Genomic DNA, 14,353 nt, shown 5'->3' on the forward strand with positions numbered 1-14,353 from the left:
ACCCTAAACGGTCCCTGTGGGACCGTTTTTTTTCGTCTTATTAATTCTCGTCTTAATAGTGCAAACGCTCACGCAGCCCATCGCGGCGAATGGTCATGTCAGTGAGGAGATTGAGAGATGAGTAAATAAAGCGCCTACAGAGGTGACTGGAGGGTAGAGTTCACCGGCTAATACAAATACTCTACCCTGCGTGTTATCAGCGCCCAGGAAAGCGTGGGTTAATCGTGGCTGTGCCTTTCCTGAATGGCCGTCAGAGAACCCTCAGACTGCGCTTCTTTATAGTGCTTGCGGCATACCGATACATAGCGCTCATTCCCACCGATAACCACCTGCTCACCCTCGTTATAAGGTCGTCCGGCCTGATCAAGACGTAATACCATGCTGGCCTTGCGCCCGCAAAAGCAAATGGTCTTTAATTCAACCAGCTTATCTGACCAGGCAAGCAGGTATTCGCTACCGCCAAATAATTCACCGCGAAAATCAGTACGTAACCCGTAACACAAAACCGGAATATCCAGTTGGTCGACAACCTCGGATAATTCATAAACCTGTTGGCGCGTCAAAAACTGCGACTCATCGACCAGTACACAATGTATTCTCTGCTGCGCATTCTCCGCGCGAATTTCATCGAACAAAGATGAATTTTGGTTAAACAGTTTTGCAGGTGACGACAGACCTATACGTGAACTTACTTTCCCTGCCCCAAATCGGTCGTCAATTTCCGCTGTATATACAACGGCACGCATGCCACGTTCCTGGTAATTGTATGAAGATTGCAGCAAAGCGGTCGACTTCCCCGCATTCATAGCAGAATAGTAAAAATATAGCTGTGCCATTGACCGTCGGCCCTCACCTGGGTAAATAAATATGGGCGGGATTGTATCATAATTCACAAACATGTCTGAGCGGCGTTGCTACCCACACACGTATAAAACATCGCGCAGCATCAGTCATCGACACGCTAAATATGACGTACTACAGGAAGACTCAGGGAACATACTTAAGTATGGGACGAAGGCCAATGAACACCGTCAATGCTCGAACAATCCGAAGCATAACGGTATATACACATTCTTTCACAAATAGTGCCCTTGAAATTCATCAACGATGATTATCATCACAGTTCAATAAAGCCCCCCTGCTGTTATTGTTATTGAATCCCACAGCGGCCTCCTCGTAATAGCGAATTCCCGTAAGCAAAACTAATACAAAAGGTTGAAATTACTGCAAACAGATACAATTGCAACACCATAAAATGTGACCTGAATCTTGAATTTTTACTCTTGAGCGAAGAGTATCCACCGTACCAATAAGCCTTTTTTATGCCCCGCATTGTGGACAATTTAACGGTAAAGAATTAATACAGGGACTAAATAAAGCGCAATTTTGAATTCCTTACATTCCTGGCTATTGCACATCTGAATTTATCACTCTATTATTAGCTCAACAAACCCCACCCAATATAAGTTTGAGATTACTACAATGAGCGAAGCACTTAAAATTCTGAACAACATCCGTACTCTTCGTGCGCAGGCAAGAGAATGTACTCTGGAAACGCTTGAAGAAATGCTGGAAAAATTAGAAGTTGTCGTTAGCGAGCGTCGCGAAGAAGAAAGCGCTGCTGCTGCTGAAGTTGAAGAGCGCACTCGTAAACTGCAACAATATCGTGAAATGCTGATTGCTGACGGTATTGACCCGAACGAACTGCTGAATAGCATGGCTGCGGTTAAAACCGGTGCTAAAGCTAAGCGTGCAGCACGTCCGGCTAAATATAGCTATGTTGACGAAAACGGTGAAACTAAAACCTGGACCGGCCAGGGTCGTACACCAGCTGTGATCAAAAAAGCGATGGAAGAACAAGGTAAACAACTGGACGACTTCCTGATCAAGGATTAATCCACAATTAGTTTGCTTAAAATCCCGCCAGTGGCGGGATTTTTTTTACCTGTACTTCGCATAACACCCTACCCAATTTAGGTATAAAAAAACGGCGCTGGATAAACAGCGCCGTTTTATGTGGATTAATAACGTGATGTTACTTCTTAATACCCATCTCGTCTTCAAGCCAGGCTTTAAATTCAGCACCGAGGGTATTATGACGAATGCCATATTCGACGAACGCCTGCATATAACCCAGCTTATTACCACAGTCATGGCTTTTGCCCTTCATGTGATAGGCTTCAACCGTTTCTTTTTCAATCAGCATATCGATAGCATCGGTCAGCTGAATTTCGTCACCCGCTCCCGGAGGCGTTTTTGCCAGCAGAGGCCAGATATCTGCGCTTAGAACATAACGACCGACAACAGCAAGATTGGATGGCGCGACATCAGCTTTCGGTTTTTCAACAACACCCACCATCGGTACGCTTTCGCCCGGCGCTAATTCAACCCCTTTACAGTCCACAACACCGTAAGCAGTGACGTCTTCTACAGGTTCCACCATAATTTGGCTGCTGCCTGTTTCATCAAAGCGACTAATCATTTCGGCGAGGTTATCGCGGGATAAATCAGATTCATATTCATCCAGAATAACATCCGGCAGGATGACCGCGACAGGTTCATCGCCAACAACCGGGTGTGCGCACAATACAGCGTGGCCCAGACCTTTTGCCAGCCCCTGACGTACCTGCATAATCGTCACATGCGGTGGGCAAATAGATTGAACTTCCTCCAGCAACTGGCGCTTAACACGTTTTTCCAGCATCGCTTCGAGTTCAAAACTGGTATCAAAGTGGTTTTCAATAGAATTTTTAGACGAGTGAGTCACCAGTACAATTTCAGTGATACCCGCAGCAATACACTCGTTCACGACGTATTGAATTAATGGTTTATCAACCAGCGGTAGCATCTCTTTAGGAATTGCCTTGGTAGCCGGTAACATCCTGGTTCCTAATCCCGCTACCGGGATAACGGCTTTTTTGACTTTCGAATTAAGGGCAGCCATTTAAAACTCTCCTGGACTGTTCATGTATTGAACGTGTTCATCAATCTGTATCGCATCCGAGTATATCAGTACCGCGACAAGCTTCAGGTCTGAAAAGGACGCGCGTCGGTATAATTAAGATAAATACGAATAAATCTGGCGCTGATAGTAGCACTGCAAAAGACAGGGATGTGAAGCAATTTAATCCCCTGCCTCTCGATTGTTCATTCCGCAGACAACATCAGGCGCAGGCGACCTCCCGCCCCCCAAATTTGGCACTGCCAGGACTCGCAGCGTTGGCTTAGCTGGTTAAGGTAAGTATTCCCCAGGGTACCCAGCGGAACGCCATTACTGATTTGTACATTGTGGCTGCCGGTATTTAAGGTCGCGTTCAGACCTGCGGAGACCAAGACCAGATTTTTTAATCCGCTATGGTAGTACCCCACCAGCAACGGAAACTGCCCGGGTAGATTGGCTTGTCGCAACAGGTGGTTAACCTGCTTCAGGAGCGCACCGAGTTCCGGTAACCGCTGATTCTGATGCGCAAGCTGTTCCTGCAACAAACCATTAAACAGCGCTCGCAGTAACAGCGCCGCCAGCACGCCATTATCCCCTGCCCGCGTCACATCCAGACAATAGAAGGCAAGGTCGTTTTCCGACAACGGCGCAATATCAAGTACCAGCCCCGGTTGGTCGGCCGCAACCAGCTGACGATAGTTAATGCGACAATGCGAGATAACTTGCTGAACCGGAGGCTGCAACTCTTGCAACAGTTTTGCCGCAGCGGCAGGATCGCCAACCATGGCATCCCAATCCCGAAACAACCGTTCTTCTTCTTCAACACGAGAGTTAAACATGTTGGGATAGAGGCATGCAAAGACCGTTTCCCGCAGCCGGTTAAGGTCTTTCACCGGCTTCAGCAGTACGTCGTCCACGCCGAGGCGCAGCGCTTTGGCAATGTCAGACATATTTTCCGTCGCGGAGATAACCAGGATTGGCGTCCGATCGCCACGGTTACGCAGGTATTCAACCAGTTTGAGACCGTTCATTCTCGGCATTGCAAGGTCGCAGATCATCAGATCGGGTGCAAAACGCCCCAATAATTCCAGCGCATCAAGCCCATCGCCCGCTACAGCCGTTGTCGCTCCCAAAGAGGAAAACCATGAGTCCAGAAGTGAGCGAAATACAGGCTCATCTTCAACAATAAGAATCTGTTTTCCGACCAATGGCTGCGTCATATTCTCCCCCCTGACTGGCTTTAATCAATAGTGGCATGCTATTGCTACTCACGCCTGTCAGAATTGACTTAAGTGTTGATAAAAAATGCGTTAGATATTGGTTTTCACCAGAGGCAGCAGCTCGTCCATTTTTTTCTCTACTGCAAGCTGCCCTGCGGCAATAGCCGCACCTGCACGGTGGAAATCCAGCGTGGATATTTGCGGACAAAACGGCTGAATCAGGATATCGGGCGGGTCGCCGGCCATGCGGTTACGCTTAAGCCGATTTTCCAGCACCTGAATAGACGTGGTCATAATCTCCATCGCCGTCGGTGCGGTTACGGCACGTCGGGCTGTAATATTACTCAACCGCTCTTTCAGGCGCGCATGCCATGAAAGCTCATCATCGCTAGATTCGCTATCATTGCTGACGTTAAAGGAGAGCAGATCTTGCTGCATGAGATGTGCATCATGTTGCAGGTCAACGGCAATAACGATATCGGCACCCAACGCGCGCGTCAGCGAAACCGGCACGGGATTAACCACCGCACCATCAACCAGCCAATACCCATTATGTGCGACGGGGGACATCAGACCAGGAATACTACAGGATGCCCGGACGGCAAGATGTAAATCGCCTTCGGTAAACCACAGTTCACGACCCGTGCTCAGATTAGTGGCGACGGTAGCAAAGCGGCGCTGGCATTGTTCTATTTCCTTCACAGGCATGACATTACGGTATTGATTGAACACGCGTTCACCGCGCAGCAATCCACCTCTACGCCACGAGAGATCCATCAGGCGTAAAACATCCCAATAGCTGAATGAGCAGACCCACTGCTCAAGGGCAGGTAATTTATTGCAGGCATAAGCGGCGCCAACCAACGAGCCGATAGAGCACCCTGCAACGATATCAATATCAATGCCCATATGTTTCAGGGCCTTAATCACACCAATATGCGACCAGCCTCGTGCCGCGCCGGAACCTAGCGCCAGCCCAATTTTTATTTTTCTCATTGTACCTACAGACTTCCCCTGGCTTGCAGACGTAGCAACATCACTACGGCTCAGTTAACATAGTGCTACCGTGGCGTTTTTACGCCGTTTTTTTATTCCAGGGAGTATTTTGTGTCTCAGCTGTGTCCCTGTGGTAGCGCTGTCGAGTATAGCCTATGTTGCTACCGTTATGTGTCTGGCGAGCAAGTAGCACCTACGCCGTCACACCTCATGCGTTCTCGCTACTGCGCTTTTGTGATGAAAGACGCAGATTACCTGATTAAAACCTGGCATCCCGACTGTCATGCAGCCGAGTTTCGCGATGACATTAGCGCAGGATTTGCTCATACCGAATGGCTCGGACTCACCGTTTTTGAACAGACAACGTCGGAAACAGAAAATACCGGCTATGTCAGCTTTGTGGCGCGTTTTTCCGAACAGGGAAAAACGGGTGCAATAATCGAACGCTCTCGTTTTTTAAAAGAAAACGGCCAGTGGTATTATATTGATGGTACGCGCCCACAAATTGGCCGTAACGATCCCTGCCCTTGCGGGTCAGGTAAAAAATTCAAAAAATGCTGCGGCTAGCCAACGCCCGACAGCATTAATTATGCAAACATTTTCAACAGGAATACCCCGGCAATGCATTCACAACAACGTAAAGTTCTGCGCACTATCTGCCCCGACCAAAAAGGTTTGATCGCACGTATCACCAATATTTGTTACAAGCATGAACTGAACATCGTGCAAAACAACGAGTTTGTTGACCACCGTACCGGCCGCTTTTTTATGCGCACGGAGCTGGAAGGCATTTTTAATGACGTCACGCTATTGGCCGATCTGGACAGCGCCTTGCCTGAAGGATCCATTCGCGAACTCACGCCAGCAGGCCGTCGCCGCATCGTCATCTTAGTCACCAAGGAAGCACATTGTCTGGGTGACCTGTTAATGAAAGCCAATTACGGCGGACTCGATGTCGAAATTGCGGCGGTAATCGGTAACCACGACACGCTGCGCTCACTGGTTGAACGTTTTGATATTCCTTTTGAGCTGGTCAGTCACGAAGGCTTAACGCGCGAAGAACACGATCAAAAAATGGCAGATGCAATCGACGCCCACCAGCCGGATTATGTCGTGCTGGCAAAATATATGCGCGTCTTGACGCCAGAATTTGTTTCTCGCTTCCCGAACAAGATCATTAATATTCACCACTCATTCCTGCCTGCCTTTATTGGTGCGCGTCCGTACCACCAGGCTTATGAGCGCGGCGTGAAGATCATCGGCGCGACGGCTCATTATGTGAATGATAACCTCGACGAAGGTCCAATCATCATGCAGGACGTTATTCACGTGGATCACACCTATACCGCGGAAGATATGATGCGGGCAGGTCGTGACGTAGAAAAGAATGTTTTAAGCCGTGCGCTGTATCAGGTTCTGGCCCAGCGAGTATTTGTTTACGGTAACCGCACGATTATTCTGTAATCACCAATAATATGAATTGATTAGCTTTACTGCGTTACGGATGAAAAACACGCAAACGATCTACGTTAAGCAAAGGAATGCTTTACAGCGGCGCGTCATTTGATATGATGCGCCCCGCTTCCCAAGGAAGCAGGCCAGTAAAAGCATTACCCCGTGGTGGGGTTCCCGAGCGGCCAAAGGGAGCAGACTGTAAATCTGCCGTCATCGACTTCGAAGGTTCGAATCCTTCCCCCACCACCATCCTCATAGCATTACCTACAATTTGAATTACCCCTGGTGGGGTTCCCGAGCGGCCAAAGGGAGCAGACTGTAAATCTGCCGTCATCGACTTCGAAGGTTCGAATCCTTCCCCCACCACCATCACTTCTTTGTAGTATTTCAGCCCAATCAAATCACAATCTCCTATATTCTGCCCATACGGGAAGGATGAGAAGCTTCGACAAGGTTCGATTCGAGCGTAGCGAGAAAGCGTTGCCGCAGGTAACGACCCGAAGGGCGAAGCGCGCAGCGCTGAGTAATCCTTCCCCCACCACCATCACTTCCCTGTAGTATTTCAGCCCAATCAAATCACAATCTCCTATATTCTGCCCATGCGGGAAGGATGAGAAGCTTCGATTCGAGCACACAATTTGCCTGATGCACGATGCTTATCAGACTTACAAAAAACGCCTACATTCACCGTCCTGCAAACAGTTATAAAAAAACCCCGCCGAAGCAGGGTTTTGTCTTACGCAGATAACCGATTAGTGACGCGCACGAACAATCTGGTACTTGCGGGTCAAATACTCGACCGGCACGCTCCAGATGTGTACCAGACGCGAGAACGGGAACAGCAGGAACAGCGTCATACCGAGCACCAGGTGCATACGGAAGATAAACGCCACACCGTCCAGGTACTGAGACGCGCCGCCGTGGAAGGTCACCACGGACTGTGCCCAGTTGACCAGCTTCATCATCTCGCTCCCGTCCATATGCTGGGCGGAGAACGGAATAGTCAGCAGACCCAGCGCACACTGGATAACCAGAACGGACAGCACCAGAATATCCGCGCCGGTGGTGGTGGCACGCACGCGTGGGCTGAACAGACGGCGTTTGAGCAGCAATACACCACCGACCAGACACATCACGCCGGACGCACCGCCCGCAAACATTGCCATTTTCTGTTTCACTTCCAGCGGCAGCCACGCTTCGTACATCCAGTGCGGCGTTAACATCCCCAGGAAGTGGCCGGCGAAAATACCCAGGATCCCGATATGGAACAGGTTTGACGCCATGTTCATCCCTTTGCGATCCAGCATCTGACTGGATGCCGCACGCCAGGTGTACTGCCCGTAGTCATAACGCAGCCAGCTACCAATCAGGAAGACAGAACCCGCAATGTACGGATAGATGTCAAAGAAGAACGTATTCAGGAAGTGCATTATTGCTGTCCTCCGGTGGTGATATTCAGATACTGCGGCGCTACGGCCCCGGCAAAACGACGCTGGTGAGCGGAGATCTCAGATTCACCGCACCCTTGATCGGCAAAGAATTTCACCTGCTCTTCTTCCCAGACAGCGTCCAGCGCCTGCGGAGTATCATCGCGAACTTCATCCGCAATTTTCTCCGCAACTTTGTCGCTGTCGATAGCGGCATTCGCCAGTTTCAACAGCAGGTCGAACAGCACGGCGTAGCGACTTTCACGCTGTTGCAGACGAGCACTGAGCAGGGCCAGAATCGGGGCGATATCCTGCAAACCACCCAGCGCCTCCTCCTTCGGCAACTGCGCCAGATATTCCAGGTACAGCGGCAGATGGTCCGGCAATTCGCGGCTGTCGAGCTGTAAACCGTGCTGCTCGTACTGCGCCATCAGGTCAACCATCGCCTGACCGCGGTCGCGGGATTCACCATGCACATGTTCAAACAACAGCAGCGAGGTTGCACGGCCACGGTCGAACAGTTCACTGTAGCTGGACTGCGCATCCAGCATGTCCTGCGCGGTTAAATCGCGCAGGAAGACGCCCAGAGTCTGGGCATCATCTTTGTCCAGGTTTTCAGATGACGCGAGTGCATCGAAAAGTTCCTGCTGATGCTGCCACAAGGCAGCATCCGGGTACTCGAGCAGACGCGAAACAATGACAAGTTCAATCATTGGTGCGGCTCCGTTTTGCTGGTCACATCGACAGCATCGATGCGGCGGCTGTTGAACAGATTGAATTTAGTATCAGAACCGTGGCAACCGTCACCGAAGGTGAAGCCGCAACCGCTTTTCTCCGGGAACGCGTCACGCGCCAGTTCACGATGGCTGCTCGGCACCACGAAACGATCTTCGTAGTTCGCAATGGCCAGGTAGCGATACATCTCCTGCGCCTGAGCTTCGGTCAGACCGACCTCTTCCAGCGCACGGGTGTCGACTTTACCGTCAACGGTTTCCGCACGTTTATAGTGACGCATCGCCAGCATACGTTTCAGCGCCAGTACGACCGGCTGAGTATCCCCTGCGGTCAGCAGGTTTGCCAGGTACTGGACCGGAATACGCAGACTGTCCACATCCGGCAGAATACCGTTGCTGCCCAGTTCGCCCGCATCAGCCGCAGATTGGATCGGTGACAAAGGCGGCACGTACCAGACCATTGGCAGCGTGCGGTATTCCGGATGCAGCGGCAGCGCCAGCTTCCAGTCCATCGCCATTTTGTACACCGGAGACTGCTGGGCCGCATCGATCACACTCAGCGGAATACCGTCTTTCAACGCCTGTTCAATGACCGCCGGATCGTTCGGATCGAGGAACACGTCCAGCTGACGCTGGTACAGATCTTTCTCGTTCTCAGTGCTGGCTGCGTTTTCAATCGCATCGGCGTCATACAGCAGTACGCCAAGGTAACGAATACGACCGACGCAGGTTTCGGAGCACACGGTCGGCTGACCGGCTTCGATACGCGGGTAGCAGAAGATACACTTCTCTGACTTACCGCTCTTCCAGTTGAAGTAGATTTTTTTGTACGGGCAACCGGTGATGCACATACGCCATCCACGGCACTTGTCCTGGTCTATCAGCACAATGCCGTCTTCTTCACGCTTGTAGATGGCACCGCTCGGGCAGGTTGCCACACACGCTGGGTTAAGGCAGTGCTCGCACAGACGCGGCAAATACATCATGAAGGTGTTTTCGAACTGGCCATACATCGCCTTCTGCATGTTCTCGAAGTTTTTGTCTTTCGACAGCTTCTCGAACTCGCCGCCCAGGTCATCTTCCCAGTTCGGACCCTTGGTGATCTTAGCCATACGCTCACCGGTGATCAGCGAACGCGGACGTGCAATCGGCTGCGCTTTGCTGTCAGCCGGTGCGTTGTGCAGCGCCTGGTAATCGAAATCAAACGGCTCGTAGTAGTCATCAATACCCGGCAGATGCGGGTTCGCGAAGATTTTACCCAGCAGCAGCGCTTTGTTACCCATGCGCGGCACCAGTTTACCGTTGATCTTACGGATCCAACCGCCCTTCCATTTTTCCTGGTTTTCCCAGTCGGTCGGGAAACCGGTTCCCGGCTTGGTTTCAACGTTGTTGAACCAGGCGTACTCGGTCCCTTCACGACTGGTCCAGACGTTTTTACAGGTTACTGAACAGGTGTGGCAACCGATGCACTTATCGAGATTCAGCACCATGCCGACTTGTGAACGAATTTTCATTTTACGCTCTCCTGTACCTGGTCATTGCCTTCGCCATCCAACCAGTCAATGTTCTTCATCTTACGTACCACCACGAACTCATCGCGGTTTGACCCTACGGTGCCGTAGTAGTTAAAGCTGTAGGCCAGGTGTGCATAACCACCAATCATGTGCGTAGGCTTCGGTGTAATACGGGTCACCGAGTTGTGGATACCGCCGCGTTGCTGGGTGATTTCTGAACCCGGCAGGTTAACGATACGTTCCTGCGCGTGGTACATCATGGTCATCCCGGCCGGTACACGCTGGCTCACAACCGCACGTGCAGTTAGCGCACCGTTGCTGTTAAAGACTTCAATCCAGTCGTTGTCTTCAATACCGATCTCTTTGGCATCTTCTTCGCTCATCCACACCACTGGACCACCACGACCTAAGGTCAGCATCAGCAGATTGTCGCTGTAGGTGGAATGAATGCCCCATTTCTGGTGCGGCGTCAGGAAGTTGAGCGCTTTTTCCGGGTTACCGTTGGATTTCTCGCCCATCACTTCTTTCACCGAACGGGTGTCGATTGGCGGGCGATAAACCAGCAGGCTTTCACCGAAGTCGCGCATCCACTGATGATCCTGATACAACTGCTGACGACCGGTCAGCGTACGCCATGGGATCAGTTCGTGAACGTTGGTGTAACCAGCGTTGTAAGAGACATGTTCATCTTCCAGACCTGACCAGGTCGGGCTGGAGATAATTTTGCGCGGCTGTGCCTGAATATCACGGAAGCGGATTTTCTCGTCTTCTTTATTCAGCGCCAGATGCGTATGGTCCCGACCGGTAAACTCGCTCAGCGCCGCCCATGCTTTGACGGCTACCTGGCCGTTAGTTTCCGGGGCTAGTGTCAGAATCATCTCTGCCGCATCAATCGCCGTATTCAGCATCGGCTGGCCTTTAGCCGGGCCTTCAGCCTTGGTGTAGTTGAGTTTACGCAGCAGGTCCATTTCACTCTGGGTGTTCCAGGCAATCCCTTTACCGCCATTACCGACTTTATCCATCAGAGGGCCGATAGAGGTGAAGCGCTCGTAGGTTGCCGGGTAGTCACGTTCAACGGTCATGATGTGCGGTGCGGTAACGCCTGGGATCAGGTCACATTCCCCTTTTTTCCAGTCCTTAACATCCAGCGGCTGCGCAAGTTCGGCAGCGGAGTCGTGCTGGATAGGCAGCGTCACCACGTCAGTTTCTTTGCCGAGGTGACCCACGCAGACTTCAGAGAATTTTTTGGCGATGGCTTTGTAGATTTCCCAGTCGCTCTTCGATTCCCAGGCCGGATCAACGGCGGCAGACAGCGGATGAATAAACGGATGCATATCCGACGTATTCATGTCATCTTTTTCATACCAGGTTGCGGTTGGCAGCACGATGTCGGAATACAGACAGGTGCTCGACAGACGGAAGTCCAACGTGACCACCAGATCCAGCTTGCCATCAAGACCGTTGTCCTGCCATTCCACTTCTTCTGGCTTCACGCCCCCCTGCTTGCCCAGGTCCATCCCCTGAATACCGTGTTCAGTACCCAGCAGATACTTCAACATGTATTCATGACCTTTACCGGATGAGCCCAGCAGGTTAGAACGCCAGATGAACAGGTTACGCGGATGGTTTTTACCGTTTTCAGGTTGTTCCGCCGCAAAGCGGATAGAACCCTCTTTCAGGGATTTCACGGTGTAATCCACCGGTGTCATCCCAGCTTTTTCCGCCTCACGTGCAATGTACAACGGGTTGGTGCCCAGTTGCGGTGCAGACGGTAACCAGCCCATACGTTCAGCGCGCACGTTAAAGTCGATCAGATGACCGCTATAGCGAGATTTGTCGGCCATCGGCGACAACAATTCCTGCGCAGTCACCGTCTCATAACGCCACTGGCTGGAGTGGTTATAGAAGTAAGAGGTGCTGTTCATGTGACGTGCCGGACGCTGCCAGTCAAGGCCAAACGCCAGCGGTTGCCAGCCGGTCTGCGGACGCAGTTTTTCCTGCCCAACATAGTGCGCCCAACCGCCACCGCTCTGACCGACACAGCCGCAGAACACCAACATGTTGATAAGACCACGATAGTTCATATCGAGGTGATACCAGTGGTTCAGACCGGCACCGACGATAATCATTGAGCGACCGTGGGTTTTGTCGGCGTTATCGGCAAATTCACGGGCAATGCGCACGATCTGAGTGCGTGATACACCGGTAATTTTTTCTGCCCATGCCGGGGTATACGCTTTGATATCATCGTAGCTGGTTGCGCAGTTTTCATCGTTCAAACCGCGTTCCAGGCCGTAATTGGCCATGGTCAGGTCATAAACGGTGGTCACCAGCGCAGTAGAACCGTCCGCCAACTGCAGGCGTTTCACCGGCAGTTTGTGCAGCAGAACGTTTTCCAGTTCGACTTTATTGAAGTGCTCGGTACCTTCGCCGCCAAAGTACGGGAAACCGACTTCAGCGATGTCATCCTGGCTGCCCAGCAGACTGAGCTGCAGTTCGGTTTCTTGACCGGACGTGCCGTCGCGCTGCTCAAGGTTCCACTTACCTTTTTCGCCCCAGCGGAAACCAATCGAACCGTTTGGCGCGACCATCTCACCGTCGGTATTGATGGCAACCGTTTTCCACTCTGGGTTGTTTCCCTGCCCCAGAGAATCGACCAGATCGGCAGCGCGCAGCATACGGCCCGCCGCATAGTAGCCGTCGCGCTCTTCGAGCATCACCAGCATCGGGAAGTCGGTGTAGCGACGCACATAGTCGGTGAAGTATTGGCTTGGGTTATCAAGGTGGAACTCACGCAGCATGACGTGGCCCATCGCCAGCGCCATCGCGGCATCAGTACCCTGCTTCGGTGCCAGCCACAGGTCGCACAGCTTGGCGATTTCGGCGTAGTCCGGGGTGATCGCGACCGTTTTGGTCCCTTTATAGCGAACTTCAGTGAAGAAGTGGGCATCCGGGGTACGGGTCTGCGGAACGTTGGAACCCCAGGCGATGATGTAGCTGGAGTTGTACCAGTCGGCGGATTCAGGAACGTCGGTCTGTTCACCCCAGGTCTGCGGAGAAGCAGGCGGCAGGTCACAGTACCAGTCGTAGAAGCTCAAGCAGGTACCACCAATCAGAGACAGGTAGCGTGCGCCAGAGGCGTAAGAAACCATCGACATCGCCGGGATCGGCGAGAAACCCGCCACGCGGTCAGGGCCATAGGTTTTGACGGTGTAAACGTTAGAAGCAGCAATCAGCTCATTCACTTCCTGCCAGGAAGAACGGACGAAACCACCACGACCACGCGCTTGCTTGAAACTTTTTGCTTTATCGGTGTCTTCGATGATGGATGCCCACGCGTCTACCGGGTCGCTGTGCAGTCTTTTCGCTTCACGCCACATTTTCATCAGACGTTTGCGCATCAGCGGGTATTTCAGGCGGTTAGCGCTGTAAAGATACCAAGAGTAGCTCGCACCGCGCGGACAGCCACGTGGTTCGTGGTTTGGTAAGTCTGGACGAGTGCGCGGGTAGTCAGTTTGCTGGGTCTCCCAGGTGACCAGACCATTTTTCACGTAGATTTTCCAGCTGCATGATCCAGTGCAGTTTACCCCGTGAGTTGATCGCACAACTTTGTCATGCTGCCAACGCTGGCGGTATCCATCCTCCCAGTCCCGGTTAGTATTGAGAAGCTGGCCGTGCCCATCGGCAAAGGTTTCGCCCTTCTGCTTGAAGTAGCGAAACCGGTCCAGGAATTTACTCATCGGTTTTCTCCTGTAGGAGCCTGACGGCTCTCTGATAAATCGACATTGCTTGATTGAGAGCGAAGGTAACGCTCTGAAAGGGCGTGAGAATTGATAACGATCAAGGCAGGCAGGGATGAAAAATGGAGGTTAATTTTTATATACCCCCTAAGTGGGATACCGATAAATCATTCAACATATTGAATTTAAATGTTTTTTTGAAATTCACTTATCATACAAATGTTAAATTCTTTATAAGTGGGTATTAAGGGGTATCCCCCCTGCTTAGCCTATTGAAGGCACCGTTCTCACAGGCTATTGTCGTGTCACAATACAACAGTATGTTG

At 51.5% G+C, this 14,353-nt stretch carries 11 protein-coding genes, 2 tRNA genes and 1 other RNA gene; 6 read left to right on the plus strand and 8 right to left on the minus strand.

Annotation, left to right across the window (positions count from 1 at the left end):
- Positions 1–218: 218 nt before the first annotated feature.
- Positions 219–836, minus strand: a complete 618-nt coding sequence (gene tdk, locus E4Z61_RS06635) for a thymidine kinase (protein WP_135322079.1) — start codon at positions 834–836, stop codon at positions 219–221.
- 646 nt (positions 837–1,482) lie between these two features.
- Between tdk and hns the strand changes: the two genes are divergently transcribed.
- A complete protein-coding gene (gene hns / locus E4Z61_RS06640; RefSeq protein ID WP_096756794.1) occupies positions 1,483–1,896 on the plus strand; it encodes a histone-like nucleoid-structuring protein H-NS in 414 nt (137 codons plus the stop codon).
- 139 nt (positions 1,897–2,035) lie between these two features.
- On the opposite strand, the gene galU is transcribed toward hns, so the two are convergent.
- The 3 genes from galU to rssA all read right to left on the minus strand — a co-directional run bounded on the left by galU (position 2,036) and on the right by rssA (position 5,157).
- Positions 2,036–2,944, minus strand: coding sequence for a UTP--glucose-1-phosphate uridylyltransferase GalU (gene galU, locus E4Z61_RS06645; protein WP_096756793.1), 909 nt, complete (start codon positions 2,942–2,944; stop codon positions 2,036–2,038).
- A 203-nt stretch (positions 2,945–3,147) separates the two neighbouring features.
- Entirely contained in the window at positions 3,148–4,161 is a 1,014-nt protein-coding gene (gene rssB / locus E4Z61_RS06650; protein ID WP_135322080.1) for a two-component system response regulator RssB, read from the minus strand.
- Between the two features lie 90 nt (positions 4,162–4,251).
- On the minus strand, positions 4,252–5,157 hold the full coding sequence (gene rssA / locus E4Z61_RS06655; protein WP_135322081.1) for a patatin-like phospholipase RssA: 906 nt from the start codon (positions 5,155–5,157) through the stop codon (positions 4,252–4,254).
- 111 nt (positions 5,158–5,268) lie between these two features.
- Here rssA and E4Z61_RS06660 point away from each other — a divergent pair, with 111 nt between their 5' ends.
- The 5 genes from E4Z61_RS06660 to E4Z61_RS06680 all read left to right on the plus strand — a co-directional run bounded on the left by E4Z61_RS06660 (position 5,269) and on the right by E4Z61_RS06680 (position 7,156).
- Positions 5,269–5,724, plus strand: coding sequence for a YchJ family protein (locus tag E4Z61_RS06660; RefSeq protein WP_135322082.1), 456 nt, complete (start codon positions 5,269–5,271; stop codon positions 5,722–5,724).
- A 54-nt stretch (positions 5,725–5,778) separates the two neighbouring features.
- Complete coding sequence (gene purU, locus E4Z61_RS06665; RefSeq protein WP_135322083.1) at positions 5,779–6,621, plus strand: formyltetrahydrofolate deformylase; 843 nt, start codon at positions 5,779–5,781, stop codon at positions 6,619–6,621.
- Positions 6,622–6,776: 155 nt separating this feature from the next.
- A tRNA-Tyr gene (locus E4Z61_RS06670) sits at positions 6,777–6,861 on the plus strand.
- A 35-nt stretch (positions 6,862–6,896) separates the two neighbouring features.
- Positions 6,897–6,981, plus strand: a tRNA-Tyr gene (locus tag E4Z61_RS06675).
- Between the two features lie 45 nt (positions 6,982–7,026).
- Positions 7,027–7,156, plus strand: a non-coding RNA gene (locus E4Z61_RS06680) — RtT sRNA.
- Positions 7,157–7,364: 208 nt separating this feature from the next.
- Here E4Z61_RS06680 and narI read toward each other — a convergent pair.
- From narI to E4Z61_RS06700, 4 genes are read right to left on the minus strand one after another with little or no spacing between them, the layout of a single operon-like run.
- Positions 7,365–8,042 carry a respiratory nitrate reductase subunit gamma gene (gene narI, locus E4Z61_RS06685; protein ID WP_115258301.1) on the minus strand — a complete coding sequence of 226 codons (678 nt, stop codon included), beginning with the start codon at positions 8,040–8,042 and terminating at the stop codon, positions 7,365–7,367.
- A complete protein-coding gene (narJ, locus tag E4Z61_RS06690) occupies positions 8,042–8,752 on the minus strand; it encodes a nitrate reductase molybdenum cofactor assembly chaperone (protein ID WP_135322084.1) in 711 nt (236 codons plus the stop codon). Before narJ ends, narI begins: the two co-directional genes overlap by 1 nt.
- Positions 8,749–10,287, minus strand: coding sequence for a nitrate reductase subunit beta (narH, locus tag E4Z61_RS06695; protein WP_135322085.1), 1,539 nt, complete (start codon positions 10,285–10,287; stop codon positions 8,749–8,751). The genes narJ and narH overlap by 4 nt, the downstream gene beginning before the upstream one ends.
- Positions 10,284–14,027, minus strand: coding sequence for a nitrate reductase subunit alpha (locus E4Z61_RS06700; RefSeq protein ID WP_135322086.1), 3,744 nt, complete (start codon positions 14,025–14,027; stop codon positions 10,284–10,286). The genes narH and E4Z61_RS06700 overlap by 4 nt, the downstream gene beginning before the upstream one ends.
- Positions 14,028–14,353: the final 326 nt, after the last annotated feature.

The organism is Citrobacter tructae (genome assembly GCF_004684345.1).
Taxonomy (GTDB): domain Bacteria; phylum Pseudomonadota; class Gammaproteobacteria; order Enterobacterales; family Enterobacteriaceae; genus Citrobacter; species Citrobacter tructae.

Excerpts from the sequence above, each read along its gene's own strand:
- tdk (WP_135322079.1), bottom strand. The coding sequence starts at position 836 with ATGGCACAGCTATATTTTTACTATTCTGCTATGAATGCGGGGAAGTCG.
- hns (WP_096756794.1), top strand. The coding sequence starts at position 1,483 with ATGAGCGAAGCACTTAAAATTCTGAACAACATCCGTACTCTTCGTGCG.
- galU (WP_096756793.1), bottom strand. The coding sequence starts at position 2,944 with ATGGCTGCCCTTAATTCGAAAGTCAAAAAAGCCGTTATCCCGGTAGCG.
- rssB (WP_135322080.1), bottom strand. The coding sequence starts at position 4,161 with ATGACGCAGCCATTGGTCGGAAAACAGATTCTTATTGTTGAAGATGAG.
- rssA (WP_135322081.1), bottom strand. The coding sequence starts at position 5,157 with ATGAGAAAAATAAAAATTGGGCTGGCGCTAGGTTCCGGCGCGGCACGA.
- purU (WP_135322083.1), top strand. The coding sequence starts at position 5,779 with ATGCATTCACAACAACGTAAAGTTCTGCGCACTATCTGCCCCGACCAA.
- narI (WP_115258301.1), bottom strand. The coding sequence starts at position 8,042 with ATGCACTTCCTGAATACGTTCTTCTTTGACATCTATCCGTACATTGCG.
- narJ (WP_135322084.1), bottom strand. The coding sequence starts at position 8,752 with ATGATTGAACTTGTCATTGTTTCGCGTCTGCTCGAGTACCCGGATGCT.
- narH (WP_135322085.1), bottom strand. The coding sequence starts at position 10,287 with ATGAAAATTCGTTCACAAGTCGGCATGGTGCTGAATCTCGATAAGTGC.
- E4Z61_RS06700 (WP_135322086.1), bottom strand. The coding sequence starts at position 14,027 with ATGAGTAAATTCCTGGACCGGTTTCGCTACTTCAAGCAGAAGGGCGAA.